At 69.8% G+C, this 20,497-nt stretch carries 19 protein-coding genes and 3 pseudogenes; 11 read left to right on the top strand and 11 right to left on the bottom strand.

Annotation, left to right across the window (positions count from 1 at the left end):
- Nucleotides 1–9: 9 nt before the first annotated feature.
- The 3 genes and pseudogenes from EKH77_RS34920 to EKH77_RS31370 form a co-directional block, all read right to left on the bottom strand.
- On the bottom strand, nucleotides 10–354 hold the full coding sequence (locus EKH77_RS34920; protein ID WP_430981039.1) for a Fur family transcriptional regulator: 345 nt from the start codon (nucleotides 352–354) through the stop codon (nucleotides 10–12).
- An 8-nt stretch (nucleotides 355–362) separates the two neighbouring features.
- Nucleotides 363–623: pseudogene (locus tag EKH77_RS34915) on the bottom strand (nitroreductase); the annotation flags it as partial.
- 70 nt (nucleotides 624–693) lie between these two features.
- The gene (locus EKH77_RS31370; protein ID WP_126917561.1) at nucleotides 694–1,257 is read right to left on the bottom strand and encodes a TetR/AcrR family transcriptional regulator; all 564 of its coding nucleotides are present in this window, start codon (nucleotides 1,255–1,257) and stop codon (nucleotides 694–696) included.
- Nucleotides 1,258–1,359: 102 nt separating this feature from the next.
- Between EKH77_RS31370 and EKH77_RS31365 the strand changes: the two genes are divergently transcribed.
- From EKH77_RS31365 to EKH77_RS31350, 4 genes are all read left to right on the top strand, one after another.
- Complete coding sequence (locus tag EKH77_RS31365; protein WP_126917560.1) at nucleotides 1,360–1,647, top strand: antibiotic biosynthesis monooxygenase family protein; 288 nt, start codon at nucleotides 1,360–1,362, stop codon at nucleotides 1,645–1,647.
- Nucleotides 1,648–1,660: 13 nt separating this feature from the next.
- The gene (locus EKH77_RS31360) at nucleotides 1,661–2,263 is read left to right on the top strand and encodes a DUF2867 domain-containing protein (protein ID WP_126917559.1); all 603 of its coding nucleotides are present in this window, start codon (nucleotides 1,661–1,663) and stop codon (nucleotides 2,261–2,263) included.
- 109 nt (nucleotides 2,264–2,372) lie between these two features.
- Nucleotides 2,373–2,870, top strand: coding sequence for a hypothetical protein (locus EKH77_RS31355; protein WP_126917558.1), 498 nt, complete (start codon nucleotides 2,373–2,375; stop codon nucleotides 2,868–2,870).
- Nucleotides 2,871–2,953: 83 nt separating this feature from the next.
- The gene (locus tag EKH77_RS31350; RefSeq protein ID WP_126917557.1) at nucleotides 2,954–3,226 is read left to right on the top strand and encodes a hypothetical protein; all 273 of its coding nucleotides are present in this window, start codon (nucleotides 2,954–2,956) and stop codon (nucleotides 3,224–3,226) included.
- 226 nt (nucleotides 3,227–3,452) lie between these two features.
- Here the strand turns inward: EKH77_RS31350 and EKH77_RS31345 are convergent, their stop codons facing one another.
- Complete coding sequence (locus EKH77_RS31345) at nucleotides 3,453–4,352, bottom strand: helix-turn-helix transcriptional regulator (protein ID WP_126917556.1); 900 nt, start codon at nucleotides 4,350–4,352, stop codon at nucleotides 3,453–3,455.
- Between the two features lie 235 nt (nucleotides 4,353–4,587).
- On the opposite strand from EKH77_RS31345, the gene EKH77_RS31340 reads away from it, so the two are divergent.
- Entirely contained in the window at nucleotides 4,588–5,439 is an 852-nt protein-coding gene (locus EKH77_RS31340) for an oxidoreductase (RefSeq protein WP_126918412.1), read from the top strand.
- 129 nt (nucleotides 5,440–5,568) lie between these two features.
- On the opposite strand, the gene EKH77_RS31335 is transcribed toward EKH77_RS31340, so the two are convergent.
- Nucleotides 5,569–5,901 carry a hypothetical protein gene (locus EKH77_RS31335; RefSeq protein ID WP_346429091.1) on the bottom strand — a complete coding sequence of 111 codons (333 nt, stop codon included), beginning with the start codon at nucleotides 5,899–5,901 and terminating at the stop codon, nucleotides 5,569–5,571.
- A 515-nt stretch (nucleotides 5,902–6,416) separates the two neighbouring features.
- Between EKH77_RS31335 and EKH77_RS31330 the strand changes: the two genes are divergently transcribed.
- The 3 genes from EKH77_RS31330 (at nucleotide 6,417) to EKH77_RS31320 (ending at nucleotide 11,058) form a co-directional block, all read left to right on the top strand.
- Nucleotides 6,417–7,496 (top strand): hypothetical protein, encoded by a 1,080-nt coding sequence (locus EKH77_RS31330; protein WP_126917555.1) that lies wholly within the window; start codon nucleotides 6,417–6,419, stop codon nucleotides 7,494–7,496.
- A gap of 194 nt (nucleotides 7,497–7,690) precedes the next feature.
- Nucleotides 7,691–8,698, top strand: coding sequence for a glycosyltransferase (locus EKH77_RS31325; protein ID WP_240667642.1), 1,008 nt, complete (start codon nucleotides 7,691–7,693; stop codon nucleotides 8,696–8,698).
- Nucleotides 8,699–9,111: 413 nt separating this feature from the next.
- The gene (locus EKH77_RS31320; protein WP_126917553.1) at nucleotides 9,112–11,058 is read left to right on the top strand and encodes an APC family permease; all 1,947 of its coding nucleotides are present in this window, start codon (nucleotides 9,112–9,114) and stop codon (nucleotides 11,056–11,058) included.
- Nucleotides 11,059–11,246: 188 nt separating this feature from the next.
- Here the strand turns inward: EKH77_RS31320 and EKH77_RS31310 are convergent, their stop codons facing one another.
- Both EKH77_RS31310 and EKH77_RS31305 read right to left on the bottom strand, forming a co-directional pair.
- Nucleotides 11,247–12,506, bottom strand: a complete 1,260-nt coding sequence (locus tag EKH77_RS31310; RefSeq protein WP_126917551.1) for a Gfo/Idh/MocA family protein — start codon at nucleotides 12,504–12,506, stop codon at nucleotides 11,247–11,249.
- 226 nt (nucleotides 12,507–12,732) lie between these two features.
- Nucleotides 12,733–13,125, bottom strand: a complete 393-nt coding sequence (locus tag EKH77_RS31305; RefSeq protein WP_126917550.1) for a DUF6416 domain-containing protein — start codon at nucleotides 13,123–13,125, stop codon at nucleotides 12,733–12,735.
- Nucleotides 13,126–13,355: 230 nt separating this feature from the next.
- Here EKH77_RS31305 and EKH77_RS31300 point away from each other — a divergent pair, with 230 nt between their 5' ends.
- Complete coding sequence (locus EKH77_RS31300; RefSeq protein ID WP_126917549.1) at nucleotides 13,356–14,273, top strand: DUF6891 domain-containing protein; 918 nt, start codon at nucleotides 13,356–13,358, stop codon at nucleotides 14,271–14,273.
- A 246-nt stretch (nucleotides 14,274–14,519) separates the two neighbouring features.
- Here the strand turns inward: EKH77_RS31300 and EKH77_RS31295 are convergent, their stop codons facing one another.
- Nucleotides 14,520–15,146: a TetR/AcrR family transcriptional regulator gene (locus EKH77_RS31295; protein ID WP_126917548.1), complete on the bottom strand. Its 627-nt coding sequence runs from the start codon at nucleotides 15,144–15,146 to the stop codon at nucleotides 14,520–14,522.
- 114 nt (nucleotides 15,147–15,260) lie between these two features.
- On the opposite strand from EKH77_RS31295, the gene EKH77_RS31290 reads away from it, so the two are divergent.
- Together EKH77_RS31290 and EKH77_RS31285 are read left to right on the top strand one after the other, a co-directional pair.
- Nucleotides 15,261–15,914: a CatB-related O-acetyltransferase gene (locus EKH77_RS31290; RefSeq protein WP_126917547.1), complete on the top strand. Its 654-nt coding sequence runs from the start codon at nucleotides 15,261–15,263 to the stop codon at nucleotides 15,912–15,914.
- 40 nt (nucleotides 15,915–15,954) lie between these two features.
- Nucleotides 15,955–17,022: pseudogene (locus EKH77_RS31285) on the top strand (glycosyl transferase); the annotation flags it as partial.
- A gap of 372 nt (nucleotides 17,023–17,394) precedes the next feature.
- Here the strand turns inward: EKH77_RS31285 and EKH77_RS31280 are convergent.
- From EKH77_RS31280 to EKH77_RS31270, 3 genes and pseudogenes are all read right to left on the bottom strand, one after another.
- Nucleotides 17,395–18,051: a hypothetical protein gene (locus EKH77_RS31280; RefSeq protein WP_126917545.1), complete on the bottom strand. Its 657-nt coding sequence runs from the start codon at nucleotides 18,049–18,051 to the stop codon at nucleotides 17,395–17,397.
- A gap of 325 nt (nucleotides 18,052–18,376) precedes the next feature.
- Nucleotides 18,377–19,105, bottom strand: a pseudogene (locus EKH77_RS31275) (TROVE domain-containing protein); the annotation flags it as partial.
- Nucleotides 19,106–19,194: 89 nt separating this feature from the next.
- Nucleotides 19,195–20,475: an IS701 family transposase gene (locus EKH77_RS31270; protein WP_126912897.1), complete on the bottom strand. Its 1,281-nt coding sequence runs from the start codon at nucleotides 20,473–20,475 to the stop codon at nucleotides 19,195–19,197.
- Between the last annotated feature and the right edge of the window lie 22 nt (nucleotides 20,476–20,497).

Below are 20,497 nucleotides of genomic sequence, written 5' to 3'. Positions count from 1 at the left end.
CACTGATCTTCAGGGCGTCCGTGCCTGATCGTCCTTCGGGCGGCAGTCCGGACAGCGGCCGGAGAGTTCGACGGCGTGGCGGACGTCGGCGAACCCGGAGGTCCGGACGATCCGTTCCGCCCACTTCTCCACAGGGCCGGATTCGACGGGCAGGCTGAGGCCGCACTCGGTGCAGATCAGGTAGTGGCGGTGGTCGGGGCCGGGGCGGTGGCGGAAGAGCCGCTCGCCGTTGCTGTCGCGGAAGATGTCCGCACGGCCGGCCTCGGCCAGCGTGGTCAGGGTGCGATAGACGGTGGAGAGGCCGACGGACGAGCCGCCGGCCACGAGCCGCTTGTGCAGGGCCTGGGCGCTGATGAAACCTACGCCCCCGCGTTCAAGGCGGCGATCTTCTCGGGCCTGTCGGGGTCGTCGCGATCGATGCCCAGCGCCTGGTATCGCTGGGCGGCCGCGGCGGAGAAACGGTCCAGATACGGCGAGGTCAGTTCGGCCGGGTACATCGGATACTCGCGTTCGACCACCGCCCCCGCCAGCGCCCTGGCCGTCGCGTGCCGCTTCAGTTCGGCCAAGGGTTCACCGGCCACGACATACACATGCCACGGCTGAATGCCCGCACGGCCCGGCAGTTGTCCACGGCCTCATCACATCCACGCATGCTTGTCCTCTCGCCCAACGACAACCACCTGACTACCCGATTCAGCGACTGCGAGGCCGGCTGAGCACGATGTCGGCGGCCATGGCGCGCACTTCGGCGTGGGTGTGGCCGGGGTGCTCGGCGGCGAGGAAGTGACTGCCGATGGCCAGGCTGAAGGCGAGCAGACTGCGGGCCTCGATCTCGTCGGGGTCATCGCAGAAGGTGCCGATCGTCTCGCGCAGCAGGGTCATGCGCTCGTTGTCCACCCGGCGCAGGCGCGCGGCGGCGGCCTCGTCGCGCCGTGCCCAGTCGCGGATCGCGAGGTCGATCGGCAACAAGTGGTCTGCTGACAGCGTCAGTTGTCCGGCCAGGCGGATCTTGTCCCATGGATCGCCATCGAGGTTCCTGACTCGTTCGAGTACCTCGTCGACGCTCTTCCGCTCCCAGGCGTCGAGCATCGCCTCCAACAGTGCGTCGCGATCCGCGAAGTACCCGTAGAAGCCGCCTTTGGTGACCCCGAGCGCTTTGGCGAGAGCCTCGACCCGTACGGCGTCCACGCCTCCGGAGGCAAGCACCCGGAGCCCCTCCTCGACCCAAGCCTCGGGCGGTGTGCGCTTCGCACCCACGATGCGTCTCCTCTCACTCCCCGCACCTGCTATACGGCATCGTATAAGCGGGCTAGCCTCACTGTTGTACGCCACCGTATACAGCGACGCGGGAGAGATTCCATGACCGTCGGATTTGTCGCCTTCCACTACCCCGCCCCCGAGTACGTCGAGGAGTTCAGCGACCGCGTACGCCAGGTCGCCGACATTCTGCGGTCCCAGCCTGGATGCCTGTCGGCCCGCCCCTGGGTCACGCCCGGGAACGACGCAGTCGTCTCCACTGTGGAATTCGAGTCCCAGGACGCCCTGGACGCGGCGTTCACCGCGACCCGCGAGCAGCTCGCCCCGATCACCGTCTTCGACGAGCGGGAGCGCAAGCCCCGTCAGGTCCACTACCTCGAGTCCAGGTAGGAGACCGCCGACGATGAGGCTTCCTGACGCCGCCCACACCTCTCGGCCGTGGCGCATCCATGAACTCGCCCCCGATTTCCGGGTGGAGGACGTGTGGTCCTTCCGCACCCCCGGGGCCGGGCCGGACGACTTTCCCATACTGCTCACCGCGCTGCGAGCGGCGGGCGGGCTCAGCACGCAACCCCCGCTGATCCGCTTCCTGTTCGCGGTGCGCTGGAAGCTCGGCGCCCTGTTCGGCTGGGACTCCCCCGAGGCCGGCCTCGACGGGCGGGTACGGTCGCTGTGCGACCGCCTGCCGGACGACCTGCGCGGCCCCCTGACCGCGACGGCGGGGCCGGACACCCCGTTCACCACCGTGTACCAGCTGCACGACGAATGCGCCGACGAGCTGGCGAACAAGACCGTCCACACCGTCTGCCACCTGGGATGGGTACAGACCGACAGCGGTGAGTACGAACTGCGGATGGCGGCCCTGGTCAAACCCAACGGCCGGTTCGGACGGCTGTACATGGCCGGCATCAAGCCGTTCCGCCATCTGATCGTCTACCCGGCGCTGACCCGCCAGTGGGAACGCGCTTGGCTCGACCGCGAACGTCTGTGCGCCCAGTCACAGTAGCAAGGCGTCTTCCCCGAGGAGGGCGGAGCCAAGCCCGAACCGGCACCCCACACCTCCACGACTGCCCGCCCAACAGGGGTATTTCCAACGCCACGCGTGAGGAACATCGATGGTTCATTCCACGTCCCATCCGCAGGTTTCGGACAGGGTGCGCCACGTCCCGGTGCCACCTGCCGCGCATGCGCTCAGCACACTCGCTCGGATCGACTACGAGAACGCTTTGCTCGCCGAGCTCGATCCGGCACAGGACCGCACCGCCGAACAATGGGCGCGAGCCGTTCTGGAAGACGCACCCACCGGCATGCAGCGGGCCCTCACACAGGGATGGACGTCGCTCGGCCTAACCCTCGGTCCAGCCCGGTCCGACGGATACCTGCTCGGCTGGCCGGTGCGCCACAGCACCCCGGACATCGTGCTCCTCGCCGCCGACCCCACCCTCGGACTGCACGCCGAGCTGCTCTTTGAACGTCGGCAACGCACACTGCTGTTGGCCTGCTTCATCCAACTGGACGACGACACAGCACGCGCCCTATGGGCCGCGGCCGAGAGTCGACACCCCCAGGTCATGCACCAGCTTCTCGAACAAGCCATATCCCGGACGGCCTGACCCCGTGCAATCAACGAAACGAGCAATGTGGGCGGTCGAGCGGTCTGTACCGCTCTGAGCACCACGAGGTGGAAACCCTCTCCATGCACATCAACGAGGAACCGGACCGCACGGCCGGCCTGCCCGCCGACGATCTCGCCCAGCCGACCGACACCGGCACAGAAGAGAGGACGACACCCGCGGAGACTCCCCTCTACCCAGGTGAGAGCACCACGCCGGAGGAGGCCGAGGGCTCAGGCGGCGAGTCCGCCACCAGCGCGACCGACGCCCAGGGCGAAGCCGGAACGTCAACGGAGGAACTCCGCGGGGCACCGCGACGCTACCGCTCCTTCTTCAACCGGCTGCTCAGCACCTGAGAACATCATCGGGCACCGCTCGGCCCGGCCAGTGAGCCATCGTCCGCTGACGTCTCCGGGTCCCGGTCGGGCGCATCGGGTGCCCGATCAGGAACCGGCAGGCTGTCGCGGTCCTCCGCACACTCCTGCCCGAACTACCCACCCTCAGCAAAACCGGAGCCGCGCTCCTGGACGAGTGACTGCGTGGCTGATGACACGACGGCTTCCCGACGGTCCGGAGAGGGGCTCAAGCGGGGAAGGTGCCCTTCGGAGTCCAATGATCTGCGTGCTGCTCGTGCCAGGTCCCGGGCTGCCGTATCCACGCGGCCAGTAGCCGGAGCGCCTCTTCGGAACTGGAGCCCGCCTCGGCTGTGTAGACACTCAGCCGCTGGTCCGGGTCGGCGGGCAGGGTGAGGGACTCGTAATTGAGGGTGAGCGGGCCGACGATCGGGTGATGGAAGTGTTTGGAGCCATGCGTGTGCCGATGCACGTTCTGGTCGGCCCACCAGCGGCGGAAGTCCTCATCCCTGATCGAGAGTTCGCCGACGAGTTCGGCCAGCAGTGGATCGTGGGGATGGCGTCCGGCGTCGCGCCGGAGCGAGGCGACGATGTCCTGGGCGTGGGTGTCCCAGTGGGTGTACAGCGAGCGGGCGGTCTCGTCGCAGAACATGAACCGCACCAGGTTCCGCTCGCGGTGCGGCAGCGCGTCGAAGTCGGTGAGCAGCGCACGTGCCATTTGGTTGGACGCGAGTACGTCCAGTCGCCGGCCCAGCACAAGGGCGGGGGTGTCCTCGAGGATCCGGAGCAGGTCGCGCAGTCCCGGGCGAACCGGCTGCGGACGCGTCGCCGTGCGGCGGGGCCTGCCCGCGGCGGGCTTGGCGAGCTGGAACAGATGGGTGCGTTCGACGGGATCGAGGCGTAGCGCGCGGGAGATGGCGTCCAGCACGGTCTCGGAGACGTTCAGCCGGCGTCCGCGTTCCAGGCGTATGTAGTAGTCGACGCTCACGCCCGCCAGTCGCGCGACCTCTTCGCGGCGCAGTCCTGGCACTCGCCGGGAGCCGCTGTCGTCGGACAGGCCCGCCTGGCGCGGGGTGATCCGTGCCCGCCGCGAGCGGAGGAATTCACCGAGGGCTGTGTTGCGGTCCATGCCCTTCAGGATAGGTCCCAAGATCGCCCCGGCGGCCGGAGAAGGGGGGACTGCCAGTCCCCCGGTCCGGCTGTCCCCGGGGCGAAGCGGACCCCCCGGAAGCCGATCAACGGCCGATTCCGGTGCTGAAGTGGAACGTGTCGAGACCGACCGGGGCCCAACCGCCCCGGTCGACCTCCGTTCGCATCCATTCACATCTGTTCGCACCTGTTCGCATCGTTCGAAGGGAACTACTGTGTCGAGCACCAAGACATTCCTGATCACCGGCGTCAGCACCGGCCTGGGCCGCGCGTTCGCGTGCGCGGCGTTGGCCGCGGGCCACCGGGTGGTGGGCACGGTGCGCACGCCCGCCGACGCACGGGCCTTTGAGGCGCTCGCCGGCGACGCGCACGCCCGCATCCTGGACGTCACCGACCATGACGCGGTGGAGACGGTCGTGGCCGAGACCGAGCGCGACCTGGGCCCGATCGACGTGCTCGTCGCCAATGCCGGGTACGGCCATGAGGGCCTGTTCGAGGAGTCGTCGATGGATGACCTCCGCCGTCAGTTCGAGGTGAACGTCTTCGGAACCGTGGCGGTGATCAAGGCCGTGCTGCCGCACATGCGGGAGCGCCGTTCGGGCCACGTCATCGCCGTCACCTCGATGGGCGGGCTGGTCACCATGCCGGGCCTCAGCTTCTATCACGGCAGCAAGTTCGCGGTGGAGGGCATCCTCGAAACGCTCGGCAAGGAGGTCGCGGGTTTCGGCATCCATGTCACCGCCGTCGAGCCGGGCAGTTTCCGGACCGACTGGTCCGGCCGCTCGATGATCCGAGCACCCCGTGTGATCGCCGACTACGACGAGCTGTTCGAGCCGCTGCGCGCCCGGCGCGTCCACGGTCGCGGGCAGCAGCCGGGAGATCCGGACAAGGCCGCGGCCGCGGTGCTGCGCATCGTGGCGGCCGACCAGCCTCCGACGCGCCTACTGCTCGGCACCGACGCGCTTCGGCTCGTCCAGGCCGGACGCGACGCCTTCGAGCGCGACATGCTGGCATGGGCCGAGTTGTCGGCCTCCACCGACTTCGACGACGTCAGCCGACCCGCCTGACGCCTCTCGCTGTCGGGCCCCCAGCGCGGGGCCTCGGCGGCGGCCGTCATCACCGCCCCCGGCCGTCCAGGGCTGCGCATCCGCACCCCGGAGCACCGCGGACCGGTCCGGCGAGGCCGGAGCCACCCTCTACGAACCTGCGGGGCCGGCGTCCCCGGCTCGGGCGGCGGCCGCCGCCTCCAGCAGGGACCAGCCGTCGATCTCTACCGCCCGCCACTCCCCCGGCTCCCATCCGCGAGCCGATGCCTCATCGAGCAGGGCCCGGACGGCGCCCGGTTCGTGCAGGTTCAGGGAGCCGCCCTGGACGTACCCCACGTCCCCGGAGCCCGAAGGGAACCCGCCCGGGACGTACCGGCCCGGACCCTCGACGAAGACGATGTGCAGCGACCCGCCGGTGTCGGCCGACTGCGGGTACAGCGTGAGCGTCTGGCGGCAGCCCTGGGAACGGCCGTCGGCCAGCACACGGTGACTATGGCGGAGCGTCCACAGGTACGTGCACCCATCGACGACCAATTGCCGGGGCTTTCTCGAACGACGGGGCACGGACCCAAGGGTACGCGGCCCGGCTCGCTGTTCCCGCTCAGTCAAGGAGTTGGAAACCTGACGCCCGAAAGGGACACGAGCCGGTGCGCCGTGATCGGATCGGCGCAGCCAACGTCGCTGCCCCTTGGAGACTTTGTGGCCTTACGGATAGCCATCACCGCTGAGCCGATACCTTCGCATGTGTCCGCGCTCGATTACGTCGCAGGCCCGGCCCTTGAGCAGGGCCATGATGTCGCGCTTTACGCCCCCCCGTATGTTCTGCCGTGAGAAGCTGTCCCACTTCTGACTGTCACTGTGACTGTGCTTTTCAGGCGGCCAGTTTGTGGCGCGGCTACACCGTCCGTCCAGCTGGCTTCATTGTCAGTGCTCTGTGTCATGATGCGGGCACGTCCCAGGGGAGTGGGCCGTGGACTACTGATTGTCAGGGGCTGGAGATGGGTGCGGGTACGGAGCCGGACGGTTCGTCCAGGTCCGACGAGGAGTGGGAGCGGTTTCTGCGCGAGTCGGTGGCGGGTGCCGCCGACGCGCCCAAGGAGCCGTCGGCGCGGGCCCGTGCCGTGACGGAGCGGCTGCGCGCGGAGCCCGGTCACGGCATGGAGGGCTGGCGCAGCTACACGCCCGCGCGGCCCAGGAGGCGTACGGGCTGGTATGTGGTCGGGCTGCTGGCCTCGCTGGTGCTGCTGGTGGTGGCGCTCGTGCCGGGGCGGGTAGTGGACCTGTTCGCCGGCGATGACTCCCCATCATCGGCAGCGCCCGGCCCGGGTACCCCGGCGGAGGCAGCCCAGCGCCCCACCGTGGACGAGCCGTTCCGTGGCTCGCCGGCGGCAAGCTGGGCGGGCGGAGCGGCGGGAATCACCATGCCGAAGGCCGGGGCGGTGGGCTGGATGAGCGCGGCCGAGGTCGAGCGAGCCCTCGCCAGCAGCCGGGACTTCCTCGTCGCGTCCGGCCTGGACCGCGGGGTGCTGCAAGGCGAGCGCCCCGAGAAGGCGATCGCGCTGATCAACCCGCACCAGAAAGACGTCCAGGACCTTCTGAAAACCGCCTTCCTGACTCCGAGCGAGAAAAACGACCCCCTCCTCCTCTTCAGCCGCTTCCAGCCCTCCCGCACCCACCTGGTCGGCGATGTCGTGAAGACCCGGGGCCAGCTCACGTACCGGGAGGGCGAGCGCGGCGCGCTCCAGGTGACCGCCGACGTCACCTTCGTCTACCCGGTAACCCGCGCGGACGCGGGCGGCGACGAGATCGTGCGCACGATCGTCCGGCGCGAGCTGGTCCTGAGCTGGGACAACCCCGACAAGGTGATCACCGAACCGGGCACCTTCTCGATCGTCTCGTACAAATACGACATGACCAACGGCGGCTGCGGCGCCCCCACGGGCTACTTCACCCCACCCTTCGGCACGGACCGCCGTGCGGACAAGGCCGGCACGAAGATCGACCCGTACGACCGCAGCGCGCCGGTCGGGCGGGGCGAATCCTCCGGCGACGCGTGCGCCAGGGCGACACGGTCCTAACGGGTGTTATCCGGCGGCGACGAGCCCAATCCCGAGGACGATGAACATCCAGCTGCCGATCCGCTCCCAGCACCGCCCGGTGCGCACATGTGGCGGGGTTGAGGTCCGTGCCGATCAACTGGCGCGGACCTCACGTCACATTTGGGGTACCTCGCCGAGGATGCGGGACAGCTTCTGAAGCCTGGCGGCGAGGGGTGGAGTTCCACGGGGCGGGAACGGACTGGACCTGCGATCCCGCCGTCCAGCAAGCGGCGGGTGAGATCTGGAAGAAGTCCGGAAACTCACCTTTCAACCGCTATATCTTCGGCCAGGTATGGCCGGATCAGGCAGCAGCGAAGGCCCATGACCTGATCATCGCGTGGAGGCGGGCGCGGCCTGACCTGGTGATCGCCGAGTGCAGCGATCTCGGCGCGCACCTTGCGGCGAAGGTCCTGGATCTGCCCGTATTCGCGGCGGACAATGGTCTCGGCCCGGTACTCCTGGAACTCTGGGATACCGACATCGCGCCCGCGTTGACGTCCCTCTACAAGCGGCACGGCCAGGACACGCCCGTACTGCCCGCGATGCTCACCCCCGCACCGGTTCCGTGGTTCTACCGGACGCCCCCGCCCCCACCCGCGGCACGCGCGGTCCGACGCACCGTCGCGGAATTCCGGACCGTCCTCCCCGAGCGGCTGGACCGCTCCCCCTCCTCCCGCCCGCTCGTCTACGTGAGCCTGGGCACCTTGGCCACCGCGATGCCCGGTCTCCGGGCTGTCGTGGGGAGTGTGTACCGGGAGATCCTGGCCGCACTTTCCGGAATCGACTGCGATGCGATCGTGTCCGCGGGAGATCTCGCGCAGGACCTGCCGAGCACGGACCCCAGCATCGAGGTCGTCGAGCACGTCCCGCAGCCCGTGCTCTTGCGCCGCGTGGACCTGTTCGTGACGCACGCGGGCCGGGCATCCCTGCTCGACGCGGTGCAGGGCATCACACCCGTCCTGGGCATGGGCGTTCTCGCCGACCAGCCCGACAATGCCGCCGTGTTCGCCCGGCGCGGCCTCGGCCGCGCGCTGGAACTCACGGCGAGGCGCGGCGAGATCGCTGATGCCGTGACAGCCGTCCTCGGCGACTCCCACTACAACGACGCCATGACCGCCGCCAACGCGGAGCTGCCACAGCTGCCACCACTCGACATCACGGAACTCCGGGACCGCGTCTGATTCATGAGGCGTTCGGCTGCCACCACCCGACCTGCGAGACCTGCGAGAGCGTCCGGGATCGCGTGGTTCCCGGAGGTGTACTGGAGGCGGACATGGTCGCCCAGCAACGGACGGCAGCGTCACGTTCCCGCCTGCTCGCTGCGGTCACCGGCACAACGGGCAGCGGTCCGGGGCAGTCGACGGCGAGGGCCGCTTGCGACCGCTCTGTGACGCATGGGGCCTCCGAGCGCCCTGCATGCGGACCCGGCCTGGCCTGGCCCGGCTATGTCCGGCACGCCAGATCTTGACGTTTTCCTGACGCCTGTCCCGGGCAAGGCCAGGAATCCGTTGCTTACGCTGGCTCGGCTGTCCACACGATGGCCGAATTCCCACCTCGACAGAGCACCAGCCCAGCAGAGCACCAGGAGCACCACATGGCCACCCCGACCGACACGCGCACGAGTCGTCTGCGGGGGTGGATGCTGGAGGGGCTCTCCGACATGGGCAAGGGGCGTCCGTCCCAGGCCGCGCCGGCACTCGAGCACAAGGGTCAGCCCTGGTGGCGGGTGATGTGCCTGACCGGTGTCGACTACTTCTCGACGCTCGGCTACCAGCCGGGCATCGCCGCCCTGGCCGCCGGGCTGCTCTCCCCCATCGCGACGATCGTGCTCGTGATCGTGACCCTGGCCGGCGCGCTGCCCGTCTACCGGCGCGTGGCCGAGGAGAGCCCGCACGGCGAGGGTTCGATCTCGATGCTGTCGCGGTTGCTGTCCTTCTGGAAGGGCAAGCTGTTCGTCCTCACGCTGCTGGGCTTCGCCGCGACCGACTTCCTGATCACGATCACACTGTCGGCCGCGGACGCCTCCACCCACCTGGTGGAGAACCCCAATCTGCAAGGGGCCCTGCACGACAAGCAGGTGCTGATCACCCTGATCCTCATCGCGCTGCTCGGCGCGGTGTTCCTCAAGGGCTTCCTGGAGGCGATCGGCGTCGCCGTCGTCCTGGTCACGGTCTACCTCGCGCTCAACGCGGTGGTCGTGGTCACCGGCCTGTGGCACGTCCTCACCGAAGGCCACGTCGTCACCGACTGGACCGCCGCCCTCACCACCGAGCACGGCAACATCTTCGTCATGATCGGCGTCGCCCTGATCGTCTTCCCGAAGCTGGCGCTCGGTCTGTCCGGCTTCGAGACCGGTGTGGCCGTGATGCCGCACGTCAAGGGCGCCCCGGACGACACGGAGGACCGGCCCGCCGGGCGGATCCGCGACACCAAGAAGCTGCTCACGACCGCCGCGGTCATCATGAGCGCCTTCCTGATCATGACCAGCTTCATCACGACCGTGCTCATCCCGCACAAGGAGTTCGAGCCCGGCGGCAATGCCAGCGGCCGCGCGCTCGCCTACCTGGCGCACGAATACCTGGGCAACGCCTTCGGCACGGTCTACGACGTCTCGACCATCCTCATCCTGTGGTTCGCGGGTGCCTCCGCCATGGCCGGTCTGCTCAACCTGATGCCGCGCTACCTGCCCAAGTACGGCATGGCCCCGCACTGGGCCCGCGCCGTGCGGCCCATGGTGATCGTCTTCACCCTCGTCGCCTTCCTCGTCACCTGGCTTTTCGACGCCGACGTCGACGCCCAGGGCGGCGCCTACGCCACCGGTGTCCTCGTCCTCATCTGCTCCGCCGCCATCGCCGTCACCATCGCCGCCCGCAAGGCCGGCCAGCGCGGCTGGACCATCGGTTTCGGCGTCATCTCGGCCGTCTTCCTCTACACCACCGTCCTCAACGTGATCGAGCGCCCGGACGGTGTGAAGATCGGTGCCTGCTTCACCGCCGGCATCCTCCTCGTCTCCCTCCTCTCCCGCCTCGGCCGCGCCTTCGAGCTCCGCGTCACGCATGTGGAGCTCGACGAGATGGCCGAGCGGTTCGTTCGCGACATCTCCCAGCGCACGCCGCGCTTCATAGCCAACGAACCCGACGAGCGCGACGCCACCGAATACCGCGAGAAGATCGAGCAGATCCGGGCCGACAACGACATCCCCACCACCGAGGACTTCGTCTTCGTCGAGGTCACGGTCACCGACCCCTCCGAGTTCGAGGCCGGCCTGACGGTACGCGGCGAGATCATGCACGGCCGCTACCGCGTCCTCACGATGGAGAGCTCCTCCGTCCCCAACGCCCTCGCGGCCTTCCTCCTCCACTCCCGCGACCTCACCGGCACCCGCCCCCACGTCTTCTTCGAGTGGACCGAGGGCAACCCCTTCACCAACTTCGTCCGCTTCTTCCTCTTCGGCCAGGGCGAGGTCGCTCCGGTCACCCGCGAGATCCTGCGCGAGGCCGAACCGGCCCGCGACCGCCGCCCCCGCGTCCACGTCGGCTGACCGGCCGTCCACCGCGCCGGCCGGAACCACAGCGGGCGCCCCTCGTCTCCATCGCGCGGGCCTGGTGGCTGTCGGCCTCCACGCCGCGCAGCAGGGGCACGGGCGAGTGGCCGGTGCGGCGGAACCCGGGCGCGAGCGCGTCCGGCTCGATACGTCCCGCCGCGCAGGTGAGGCCAGGCTGACGTGTCTCAGCGCAGGTCCGGGACCGTTTCGACGGTGCCGTTGAGTCGTGCTCGCTCGGCCGCGAGGACCGCCATGTGGCTGGCGAGGGAGTCACGCGGGCCCGACTTGATCCGCGTGGCGTCTCCCGTCGCCACGGCCTCGACGAAGGCATCCATGAGTCCCGCGTCCCCACCGCCGTGGCCGCCTGCCGCCGTCATCTCGCCCAGCCGAAGAGGCGTGACGTCCTCTTCGCCACGGGTCAGGAAGTCGTAGATCCGTATGGTCTTGCCGTCACCGTACAGTTCGCCTCGGGTACCGAAGATCCGGGTTTTGCGGTCGGCGGCCTCGTTGAACGCGGTCATGGTGAAGGTGGCGGTGGCTCCTCCGGGAAACTCCATCGCGACAACCTGGTGGTCGACCACGTCGTTGTCGCAGGCGTACACGCACCGGCCGTAGGGCCCGGTGCGCAGGGCCCGCTCGAGTGCTTGCGGGGTGAAGTCGTCGACGATGACGCCGAGTGGCCAGCGGTGTTCGCCCCGTTCGAGCATGCCGCCGTAGAAGCGCGCGGCCGAGTAGGGGCAGTCGGCCTCGACCAGGCATTCGACGCACCGGTCGGCCGCCCCGGCGGGCCGGTTGGCCGGGGTGAAGTGCGAGAGCCGGCCGAAGCTGGAGAGCCGCTTCGGCGACTGCCCCACGATGTACTGCAGCCAGTCCAGGTCGTGACACGACTTGGCCATCAGCATGGACGTGGCCCCGTCGGTGTTCCGCCAGTTGCCACGGACGAACGAGTGGGCCTGGTGCCAGAAGCCGACGGGCTCCAAGTGCTGGACGCTGACGATGTCACCGATCCGTCCGGAGTCGACGACGGCCTTGAGCGCCTGCGTATAGGGGGTGTAGCGCAGGACATGGCCCACGGCGAGCATCACGCCGGCCTTCTCCACCGCGGTCACCACCCGTCGGCAGGAGTCCTCGTCCAGCGCCATCGGCTTTTCCAGCAGGATGTGGTACCCGAGAGCGGCGAATGCCTCGGTGGGCTCGACATGCGCGCGGTCGAGCGTGCAGATCAGCACGGCGTCGGCGATCCTGCCGCGAGCGGCGAGCTCCTTCCAGTCCGAAACCGCGTTCCCCGGCACGATGCCGTGCTCTTCGACGAGCCGGGCGCGACGCACGGTTCGTGGTTCGGCCACACCGACGACGGCCGCCCGGTCAGGATGCCCAAGGGCCCACTTGGCGTATCCGGTGCCTCGGTCGCCGGCACCGATGACGAGGAGAGAGACAGGTGGCATGGCGCAAACCCTAATGAGTCTCATGCGCCATGGAAGGGGCTTTCAGCAGTTCGGTTCCGTCGCTCCAGCCCGGCGGCCTGATCGCGCGCTACGCGTACGGAAGGCCGTTCCCCCGACCGCCGCGGACCAACGGGCCCCGGGCCCCCGACGCCGCCCGCGCCCGCGCCCTCGTTCGAAGAGCTGACAGTCAGCGATGCCGACGTTGCCGCGCCCGGCCCGAGTACGGCTACAACCCCCGCAGCCCCCGCCAGCTCAAGGCAACTGCCTCGTCCAGTGCATAGGAATACTCGTTACCCTGCTCCCGCCAGTGGAGCGGCCAGTTCCGGCGTCCGTGGTCGGCGTGGGTGACTCGGCTCAGCTTGGACAGCGTGCCGGTGACCCCCGCACTGCTGCGGCCGAGGCGGGTGGCGAGCGCCTCAAGAGTGAGTACGACCCCGGGCTCGCGTGCCAGCTCGTCGAGCAGGCTCGCGGCGTCCTGGTGGATCGAGGGCCACGGGTGCCGTGCCAGCGCGTCGAGGTCGGAATCCGTCCAGGGCGCCTGCGGCAGGTGCTCACCGCCACTGATCGTGAGGTCGGAAAAATCGGACAGAGCGCCATTGGCCGTTGTGCCCATGCTCATGAGTGTTGCATCCCCCTTGTGAAGATTCGACCGTCAGCGTACCGGCACTGTCCGTCGCCATCCGGGGTGTGGCCCTGTCCGAGACGTGGGCGCAGCTTGGCGGGGCCGGCCGACCGTCGACCGCCGAGCCGTCGGCGGTCCCTGGCCGGATCGCCCGTCGCGCGGCCCGGAGCGATCAGGGCTTGCCGACCGAAGAGCCTGTTGTCAGTGGGATGTGTCAGAGTCCGGGCATGCTCGAGATCGTGGTGAAGACGGAGAACCGGGAGCGGCACGTTCGCGTGACCGCGGAGGAACTGGCCGGGCTGGTGCGGCGCATCGGCGGTGACGGTGACCGTTTCCTCGTGATCCAGCGGATACCCGACCTCCCTGACGACTTCGCCCAGGTGTGGCACGAGGCCGGCGGTGACTACACGCTGGAGCACCGCGAAGGTGCTGCCGACCGGCACTTCCAGGCGATGGCCGACAAGCCCGAGGACGTGGCCGCCGCGCTGGTCGGCTGGGCCCGCCGGGAGCCCGGCTGGGACGCCGGACTGGCGTGGTCGCTGCTGGACATGGGCCGCACGCGCGAGGTCCCGCCGCTCGACCTCGACGAGGACGAGCGCGAAGAGCTGGAGAAGCGCGTCCGCGAACTGCTGGTCGGCGGCTACTCCTCGCGCGCCGAACTGGCCGAGCTCGCCGAGGAGTATCCGGCCACCGAGGATCGCCGACCCGTCTCGCGCGAGCAGGCCGTGGCGCTGGCCGACCGAATGTGGCTGGAGCGTGTCGCGGAGCAGGCCGAATGGCAGGGCGAGACCGATCCTGAACGGCTCACCCGCGCGTTCACCGCCCTGCGGGAGGCCGGCATCACCGCCCGCGAGAACTTCACCTGCTGTCGCAGCTGCGGCCAGTCCGAGATCGGCCTCGAAGGCGAGCCTGATGCCCGCGGGTTCGTCTATTTCCACGCCCAGTGCACGGACTCCGCCGCAGCCGGTCACGGACTGACGCTCCTCTACGGCGGCTTCGACGGATCGTCCGGGACCACCGCGTCCATCGGCCGCGAAGTCGTGGCCGCCCTGGAGGCAGCCGGACTGGGCGTCGAGTGGGACCATGACCCCGCCCGTGCCATCACCGTCACTCCCCTGGACTGGCGCCGACGTCTGATCGGCTAGAAGGGTGGGCCGGTAACGAGCAGACGGCGGCCGGAGCGGGCTGATCGCCACGATCGGTCGTGCTCGCCGGTAGGTGCCTGCCCTCGGGGGTATGGGCCGCTGGTCGCTGGACCGGCCTGACCAGGGTGGCAGCCGCCTGGCCGGGGTGGTGGCAGCCACCTGGCCTTGCGGCGGCTGCGGCCTACGCCCAGCCTGGCCCGCGGTCCGGGTCCGGGTCCGGCGCCCTTCCGCTTTCCGCCTCCTCGATCACGTGCTCTCTTCTCGGTGGGCGGAGAAGGCACCTGCGGCAGCAGCCAGGACCGCCGTCTCCGCGGCCCGTGCCGGGAGTTGCGGGTCCGGAGCAGCACGCAGGAGCACCAGCTGGTGGTAGAGCGGTGCCGTGGCGGCGATCAGCAGGCTTCGCGCGTCCGTGTGCCGCGTGGGGAGTTCGCCGCGCTCGATGGCGCGCTCGACGAGGATCTCGCACTGGGCGTACCGGTCCGCCCACAGCCGCGTCTGGGCCCGCGCGGCCTGTTCGGAGTGGAACGAGGCGGCCATCAGGGCGACGGCGAACGACGGCTGTACGACCAGGGACTCCTGGATCTCCTGGTTGAGAGCCGTCAGATCGCCGCGCAGGGAGCCGGTGTCCGGCGGCTGCCAGTCGATCTCACCGGCGGCGTCGATGACGTCGACGAGCAGGCCGCCGACATCGCGCCAGCGCCGGTAGACCGTGGCACGGTGCACTCCGGCCCGCGTCGCGACGCCCTCCATGGTGAGTCCTTCGTGACCGCCCTCGGCGAGCTCGGCGCGCACCGCGTCGAGTACCTGGGCGCGGACGCGGGCGGTGCGACCGCCCGGACGGCGGTCCGTTGGCGTGTCCAGTGGGTCTGTCATCAGGGATCGATATCCGGTTGATCTAGGTGGCGGGCTGTGCCAGCATCTTAACGCGACGGTTGTCGCTTTCACATCCCCAGAGATTCACATCCACAGAGAGGGGCTATCTCCGCGATGCCTCCCGTTCCCGCCGACCCCACCGTGCTCCACCCGATGCCCGGGCACCCGCGCGTGGTTCTGCTCAAGCCACTGGTGAAGTCGCCGTTGATCGAGGTCGGTGACTTCTCCTACTACGACGACCCGGACGACCCGACCGCGTTCGAGACGCGCAACGTCCTGTACCACTACGGTCCCGAGCGGCTCGTCATCGGCAAGTACTGCGCGCTGGGCACGGGCACCCGGTTCATCATGAACGGCGCCAACCACCGCATGGACGGCCCTTCCACCTTCCCGTTCCCCACCATGGGCGGCTCCTGGGCGGAGCACTTCGATCTGATCACCGACCTGCCCGGCCGGGGTGACACGGTCGTCGGCAACGACGTGTGGTTCGGCCACGGCGTCACGGTCATGCCCGGTGTACGCATCGGTCACGGCGCGATCATCGCCGCCGGCGCCGTGGTCACCGGCGACGTCCCCGACTACGGCATCGTCGGCGGCAACCCCGCCCGGCTCATCCGCACCCGCTACGACGCCGCGGACATCGCCCGGCTACTCGCCGTGGCGTGGTGGGACTGGCCGCTCGAGTACATCACCAGGCACGTACGGACGATCATGTCGGGGACCGTCGCCGACCTGGAGGAGGCCGCCGCGCGGATCGACCAGCCCTGACCGCACCAAGCCGACCGCCGACCGGCCCTGACGCCGCGTCCTCGCGCTCATCCACGAGTTGGTGACCCGCGGACACCGGGTCACCTACACCAACGATCCGTTCGTGGCCGACCGGATCGAGTCCACCGGCGCGGAGCTTGTGCCCTGCACCTCCAGGTTGCCCGTCGCCGACAACGACTGGCCCGCCGATCCCATCTCCGCGGCGAGCCTCTTCCTCGACGACGCCGTCCAGGCGCTCCCGCAACTGCGCGCCGCCTACGACGACGATCCAGCCGACCTGTACCTCTACGACATCGGCGCCTATGCCGCACGCGCCCTCGCCGAAGCGCAGGGCCGTCCCCTCGTGCAACTGTCCCCGACGTTCGTCGGCTGGGACGGCTACCAGGAGGAGGTCGCGGCGCATTTGCGGAAGCTGCCGGGCGCCGACGCCTACCGGGACAGGTTCGGGCGGTGGCTCGCCGGCGGCGGGGCGACCACTACAGACGTGGACACATTCTCCGGCCCGCCCGCCAAAGCGCTCGCCCTGATCCCGCGCGCGATGCAGCCGCACGCCGATCGAGTCGACACCGGCACGGTGACCTTCGTCGGCACCTGCTTCGGCAGCCGGGCGGTCACGGACGGCTGGACCCGCCCGGCGGCCGCGGAGCATGTGCTGCTGATCTCGCTCGGTTCGGCGTACACGCGCCGGCCGACGTTCTACCGCCAGTGCATCGCCGCCTTCGGCGACCTGCCCGGCCGGCACGTCGTACTCCAGATCGGCAAGCACACCGACCCCGAGGAACTCGGCACCGTCCCGCCCAATGTCGAGGTGCGCTCCTGGGTCCCGCAGCGGACGATCCTGGAACAGACCGACGCCTTGCCGCAGGGAGCCGAACAGTTCATGAACGCCGACCGGCTCGTGGAACTCGGCGTCGCCCGCCGCGTGGACACCGCCCACGCCACCGCCGAAACCCTTCGCGCGGCGCTGAACGACCTGCTCACGGACCCGGAACGGATCAACCGGTCCAAGCAGTTGCAGGCCGCCGCCCAAGCCGAGGGCGGCACCCGGCGCGCTGCCGACCTCATCGAGAACATCCTGCCCGCCGCCGAGAGCCGCCCTGTGTTCTGAGCGCTGCCGCTTCCCTCCGCATGCACGCGGCCCACCCATCCGCATCGCCCTCGAAACGGACGAGTCACGCCGCCGGGTCCAGCCGACCGGGCTGCGTACCGCAAGGAATACGAGGGCTGGATCGGCAGCCTCGCCGCAGCCGGGAATCTGGTGGGCGGCGAGGCCCTGGAGACCGAGCACTTCACTCCCGCGACGGTGCGCAGAAGGGCCGACGGGACATCAGTCGACGGCCGGGTTCGGGTCGTATGCCCCCGACACGAGGCCGAGATCGTAGGGGGCATTCACCGAAGCGGCGCATGTGCCCAGCCATGACTGCCTACCAGGCCGTCGAAGCACCCCTCCGCACCTCCTGGCGACCTGGAACGGCGGTGGCTAGTCGAATGTGAGCAGGATCGCGACCGTGTTGCCCTCGGCGTCCAGGCACTCGGTCGTATTGGAGCCGTCCGGGCTGACCAGGACGCCCAGCACGGTGCCCGTGCCGGCCTCGTCCGGGATCATCAGCCAGTCGTTCGTGAAGTCCCCCTCGACCGGCTCCACCGGCCAGTCGGCCGGGTCCACCGAGGCGCGCTGGAGCATCTCGCGGAGATTCTCCAGCATCCAGTCGTCGCCCCCGGCGGCGCGCGCGTGCAGGGTGGCCCAGGCGCGCTTGAGTATCCCGGCGCCCGGCTCGATCCAGGTGCTGCTGGGGTTCGCGTGCACCACGGCCAGGCCGGACGGGGTCGCCACGCGGTCGCCCCACTCCTGCGTCCGGACCGGGACGGTCTCGCCGGGGTGCACCAGGACCGCCACCGGCACGCCGGGGGCGTCCTCGCGGGAGACGAGGTAGACCGGCGTGCCGCCGGGCCGCATCGGGAAGCCCCCGCCCTCCGGCCCCAGCGGGTCGTAGATCGTGCCGTTGGCAGCGACCCCCTGGATCAGGCCGAGCCGCTCGATCCGCCAGCCGTCGACGGTCCCCTCCGCCTCGGACGGATCGGCCAGGACCGCGCTCAGCGCGGGCAGGTACTCGTACTCGTCATCGTCGTAGGACATCCGGTCTTCCCCAGAACTCGTAGGTGATGGGGAGCGTAGACCGTGGCACTGACACACCGGGGCCGGCCCGGGGCAGAGCCGTATCGTCGGCCGGACGCGCGCCAGCCGGACCTCAAGAGGACTCACGATCCGGCCGGGAGCGCCGGATACACGAGGTCATCGCGCGGGCCGGCCGGCCGCCCCGCCGCGCCTTCTCCTCCACATACCGTCAGGTCGTCCCCCCGGCTACTCCACAGGAGTTCCTCACCGCCTGTACAGCGGCGCGAGGCGCCGGCGACCGATATCGCTACGATGCTGCGTTATCGGCCGACGGCAGCTGTCCTGCTCAGTCTTCCCAGGGCCAGTACGCGTCCCGGCCCGCTTCGAGCAGCGGCACCATGCGGAACGCCGCGTCGGTGAGGCCACCGAAGGTGTGCCGGTGGGCGGAGCCGGACGGGCCGTGGCCGGGCCGGTAGCCGGCGAGGTTCCAGGTGTAGACGGGGATATCGGCCGGGACCTGCTCGGTCGGGCCGCCCGCGTGGTGGTACGAGGCCTGCTCGTCGGTGACGATCAGGACCCGGTCCTGACCCCGGTAGTGCCGGCGTACGGCTTCCGTGGTGTCGGTGCCACCCAGGCTCCCGAAACGCTCCAGCACCTTCAGAACCGACTCGCCCCGGCGGTACGCCACGGGCGCGCTGGTGGTGCCGAACTCGACGAGGTCGGCGTCGGCGGCGCGCATCGCCACGGCCGTGCCGAAGATGGCGGCGGCGTCCGCGCGGTTGAGCTGCGACCGGTCGGACAGCGGCGACCACATCGAGCCCGAGCGGTCCACCAGGATCAGCGTCCGTCTCGCGAGCGCCGGTACATTCGCGAGCGAGTGACCGAGGGCCTGCTCGAGCGACCAGGCCCAGCGCAGCGACGGGGCGTGCTGGTACGCGGCCAGGTACCGGAAGGGGAACTGCCGCGAGCGGGCGACCTCCTGCGGGTCGGCGATCCGGGCGGCCACCCGCTGGGCGACGTCGTCGGAGACGCCGGCCTCGTCGAAGTTCCGCAGGTTGCGGACGAGGGCCATAGTAGGACTTCGTTAGGTCTGTCTTGGTCTTGTTGTGTGTGTCCTGGTGGGCAGGGGTTGGTGGCAGGTGGTGCAGATGCCGGTCCAGCACCTCAGGATGTCCTGGAGAGTGTCGAGGATTTGGTAGAGGGTGAGACCGGTGTGGGGGCTTTTGGGGCCAGGCGTTGTTCGGTGAGGAAGGCGTGGGCGGCGGTGACGAGGGTGACGTGGTGGTGCCAGCCTGGCCAGGAGCGGCCTTCGAAGTGGTCCAGGCCCAGGCCGTGTTTGAGTTCGCGGTAGTCGTGCTCGATCCGCCAGCGGATCTTGGCCAGATGCACCAGGTCGGCGATGGGGGTGTCCGCCGGGAGGCTGGACAGCCAGTAACCGGTGGGGGTCTCGGCGTCTTCGGGCCATTCGGCCAGCAGCCAGCAGTCGGGCAGGACCCCGTCCCACCAGCCCTGCCCGGCCGAGGCCGCGGCTTTGACCGGACGCTCGACGGCCTTGCCCGCGGGACGGACGCGCACGGCGGCGAACCGGGAACGCAGTTTCCCTCTTGATCCGTTCCGCCAGGTCACGGTGGTGAAGGCTTCTTGTCCGAGGCCGGTGGCCAGGGCTGCTACCGAGGGTGCCCGGTGGCGGTAGCGGGGCTGGGGCCGGCATCCGGTGGGCCCGTTGCGGGCCGGGGCCGAAGGCTCGGCGTCGAAGGGGTGGGCGGTCACGTCCGCGCGGATGGCCAGGACGTAGGCGAGTTTGCGGTCGGCCAGTGCGGCCCGTAGGTGTGCGTTGGTGCCGTAGGCGGCGTCGGCGACCACGACCGGTGGGCTCATGTTCCAGCCGGCGAGGGTGTCGAGCATGTCCAGGGCCAGTCGCCATTTCTCGCGGTGCGTGACCCCGGGCGGGATCCGGGTCGTGGTCCGGCGGGCGGTGTCCGATGCCCATTCCTCGGGCAGGAACAGGCGCCATTGCAGCGGGCAGGAAGCCGTGTCGGTGGCGGCGTGGATACTGACCGCGACCTGGCAGTTGGCCTGTTTGCCCAGCGCCCCGCAGTACTGCGGGGCCACCGCGACCGACATCCGGCCGTCCTTGGGCACCGACACATCATCGATCACCCAGGCCACCGGGTCGATCAGCGGCAGCATCCGCTCACAGATACGGCGCTGCACCGGAACGGGGTCCCACGTCGACTGGTTCACGAACTGCTGCAGGTTCTGCTCGTTGCCGTCCGGCAGCCGCGCGGCCATCGCCTGGACGGACTTCCGGCGGCCGTCCAGCATCAGCCCCCGCAGATAGCAGTCGCTCTTGGCCCGCTGGTCCTTCCGCGGCACCGACGCGAACACATCAGCGACGAACAACCCCAACTTCACCCGAACACGGCCCACTTCAAGCGCGTCCATACACCCAACATGCCACCGAACA

It is taken from the genome of Streptomyces luteoverticillatus (assembly GCF_003970715.1).
GTDB lineage: Bacteria > Actinomycetota > Actinomycetes > Streptomycetales > Streptomycetaceae > Streptomyces > Streptomyces abikoensis.
The sequence above is the reverse complement of the archived record's forward strand: the minus strand, read 5'-3'. Positions and strand labels throughout refer to the sequence as shown.